The 3,006-nt window shown below is 76.0% G+C and carries 4 protein-coding genes; all 4 read left to right on the forward strand.

The genetic code is table 11. From position 1 onward, the window contains the following. On the forward strand, positions 1 to 533 hold a 533-nt coding region (locus E1295_RS47825; protein WP_166427797.1), incomplete at its 5' end, for an amidohydrolase family protein. Next, a complete protein-coding gene (locus tag E1295_RS47830) occupies positions 533 to 1,252 on the forward strand; it encodes an urease accessory protein UreF (RefSeq protein WP_132642000.1) in 720 nt (239 codons plus the stop codon). The genes E1295_RS47825 and E1295_RS47830, both read left to right, overlap by 1 nt. Before the next feature lie 14 nt (positions 1,253 to 1,266). Next, entirely contained in the window at positions 1,267 to 1,941 is a 675-nt protein-coding gene (gene ureG, locus E1295_RS47835) for an urease accessory protein UreG (RefSeq protein WP_132642002.1), read from the forward strand. After that, positions 1,941 to 3,002: an urease accessory protein UreD gene (locus E1295_RS47840; RefSeq protein ID WP_246081257.1), complete on the forward strand. Its 1,062-nt coding sequence runs from the start codon at positions 1,941 to 1,943 to the stop codon at positions 3,000 to 3,002. Before ureG ends, E1295_RS47840 begins: the two co-directional genes overlap by 1 nt. Positions 3,003 to 3,006: the final 4 nt, after the last annotated feature.

The following is a 3,006-nucleotide window of genomic DNA, read 5'->3' on the forward strand; positions in this document are numbered from 1 at the left end:
GCGGGGGGCCGGCGGACAACCTGCGGGCTCAGCGATACATCGCGAAATATACGATATGTCCGGCTATCGCCCATGGGCTGGACACCGAACTCGGCTCCGTCGAACCCGGCAAGCTCGCCGACCTCGTGTTGTGGAGCCCGGCGTTCTTCGGGGTCAAGCCCGACCTCGTACTGAAGGGCGGCGTGGTCGCGTGGGCCCAGATGGGCGACGCCAACGCCTCCATCCCGACGCCCCAGCCGGTGCTGCCCCGCCCCATGTTCGGCGCGTCCCCGGTGACGGCCGCCGCCACCTCGCTGCACTTCGTCGCGCCCTCGGCCCTGGACGCGGGCCTCGCCGACCGCCTCGCCGTACGCCGCCGCCTGGCCCCCGTCCAGGACGTACGGTCGCGCGGCAAGTCCGCGATGCCGCTCAACGACGCCCTGCCCAGGATCGAGGTGGCGCCCGACACGTTCGAGGTCCGCGTCGACGGTGAGCTCATCGAGCCCGCCCCGGCCGCCCGCCTGCCGATGGCCCAGCGGTACTTCCTGTTCTGATGCACCCCGCCCTGCTCCTCCTCACCGACTCCCGCCTCCCCGCCGGCGGCCACGCCCACTCGGGCGGCGCCGAACAGGCCATCGCCACGGGGGCGGTGCACGACGTGCCCTCACTGGCGCGCTTCCTGCGCGGCCGCCTCCACACGGCGGGCGCGCTCGCCGCCGCCCTCGCCGCCACCGCCTGCGCCCAAGCCGTCCGTACGCCGCCCGCCGCCGCCCCGCCGGACCGGCACCCTTGGGTGGTGCTCGACAGGGAGGTGGACGCCAGGACCGCCTCGCCCGCCCAGCGGGACGCCTCGAGGACGCAGGGCAGGCTGCTGGTCAGGGTCGCCCGGCGCGTGTGGCCGTCGCCGGTGCTGAACGAGCTGGCGCGGGCCGTGCCGCATCCGCATCATCCCGTGGCGCTCGGAGTGGCGGCGTACGCGGCGGGGGTCACGCCGCAGGACGCGGCGCTGGCGGCGGCGTACCACGCGGTCAGCGGGCCTGCCACGGCGGCGGTCCGCCTGCTCGGGCTGGACCCGGTCGCGGTGCACGGCCTGCTGGCGAGCCTCACACCCGAGCTGTCCACCGTGACCGCCGCCGCCTGCCCGCCCGTCACGTCCGAGCCGCCCGGCGGCGCGGGGGCGCGCTGGGCGGCGTTGCCCGCGTACTCGGCGCCGGGCCTCGATCTGCTGGCCGAGCGGCATGCCCGGGCCGGCATCCGGTTGTTCGTCTCCTAGGAAGGACCTCGACGGTGGGCTCACACCATGACGATCACCATCACGCTCCCGACGGCCGGGGCAGGGCGCTGCGGCTCGGGGTCGGCGGCCCCGTCGGCAGCGGCAAGACGGCCCTGGTCGCCGCGCTGTGCCGGACGCTCGGCGCGTCGTTGTCGCTGGGCGTCGTGACCAACGACATCTACACCACCGAGGACGCCGACTTCCTGCGCGCGGCCGGCGTACTCGACGAGGAACGCATCCTGGCCGTCGAGACCGGCTGCTGTCCCCACACCGCCATCCGCGACGACATCGCCGCGAACCTCGACGCCGTGGAGACCCTGGAACACCGGTTCGGCCCGCTGGACGTGGTGATCGTGGAGAGCGGCGGCGACAACCTGACGGCGACGTTCAGCCGGGGGCTGGCCGACCGGCAGATCTTCGTCCTGGACGTGTCGGGCGGCGACAAGGTGCCGCGCAAGGGCGGGCCCGGCGTCACGGCGGCGGACCTGCTGGTGGTCAACAAGACCGACCTGGCCTCGATGGTGGGGGCGGACCTGGGCGTGATGGCCCGTGACGCGGCGGCCGTACGCGGCGAGCGGCCGGTCCTGTTCACCTCGATCAGGCAGGACCCGGAGGCCCGCGACGTGGCCGGCTGGGTCGCGGAGCAGGTGCACGCCTGGTCGCACGCCCAGCCGGCGGCCCTCTCCTGATGCGCGGCGACACGGCCCGCCACCCGGATCCCGCGCCCGCGGACACCGGGCGCGCAGACACCGGGCGCGCAGACACCGAACGCCGGAACACCGGGCGCGGGCAGGCCGGTTCGGGACGGCGGGGCATGTGCGCGCGGGCCGCCGTGGCGACCGCACGGGCGCAGGACGGCACGACCGTCGTGCGGCGGCTGGCCTCGGCGCCGCCGCTGACGTTGCGCCAGACCGGCCCGCACACCGTCCACCTCGTCTCCACCGCGGCGGGCCCGCTCGGCGGCGACCGGCTCGCCCTGCACCTGGACGTCGCCCCGGGCACCACGCTGGAGCTGGGCTCGGTCGCGAGCACCCTCGTCCTGCCCGGCGAAGGCGTGTCGGAGCTGCTGGTCACCGCGCATGTGGGCGCGGGCGCCGAACTGCGCTTCACTCCGGAGCCGACGGTGCTCGCCGCCGGGTGCGAGCACCGTCTCCTGGTCCGGCTGACGCTGGAGCCGGACGCGAGCGTGTTGTGGCGGGAGGAGATCGTCTTCGGCCGGTACGGTGAGCCGCCGGGCCGCTGCCACGCCCGCTTCGACGCCACGTGCCACGGCCTGCCGCTGCTCCGCCAGGAGTTCACCGTCGGCGACCCGGCTGTCGACGCCTCCCCCGCCGTCTACGGCTCGGCCCGCTGCGTCGGCAACACGTTCCTGACCGCGTCCGCCGGGGAATCTGCCGTGGCCGAAGGGGTCTCCGTGCTGCCGCTGGCGGTGTCCGGCACGCTGGTGTCCGCCCTGGCCGCCGACGCGGTCCAACTGCGGTCACGGCTGGAGTGGGGCGAACGAACGGCACGCGGACCGGCGACCACCGGGACGGCGAACCCAGCCGCGACGGGACCGGCCGTGACAGGACCGGCCGCGACGGGACCGGCCGCGACGGGACCGGCCGCGACGGGACCGGCCGCGACGGGACCGGCCGCGACGGGACCGGCCGTGGAGACGGGGACGGCGGCGAAGACGGAGGCGACGGCGGCGACGGCGACGGCGGCGACGGCGACGGCGGCGACGGCGACGGCGGCAGGGACGGGGTAAGGGG

The sequence above is a fragment of the Nonomuraea mesophila genome (assembly GCF_004352805.1).
Taxonomy (GTDB): Bacteria; Actinomycetota; Actinomycetes; order Streptosporangiales; family Streptosporangiaceae; genus Nonomuraea; species Nonomuraea longispora.

Bases quoted from the DNA above. Each gene is read 5' to 3' on its own strand.
- E1295_RS47830 (WP_132642000.1), top strand. From the start codon at position 533: ATGCACCCCGCCCTGCTCCTCCTCACCGACTCCCGCCTCCCCGCCGGC.
- E1295_RS47840 (WP_246081257.1), top strand. From the start codon at position 1,941: ATGCGCGGCGACACGGCCCGCCACCCGGATCCCGCGCCCGCGGACACC.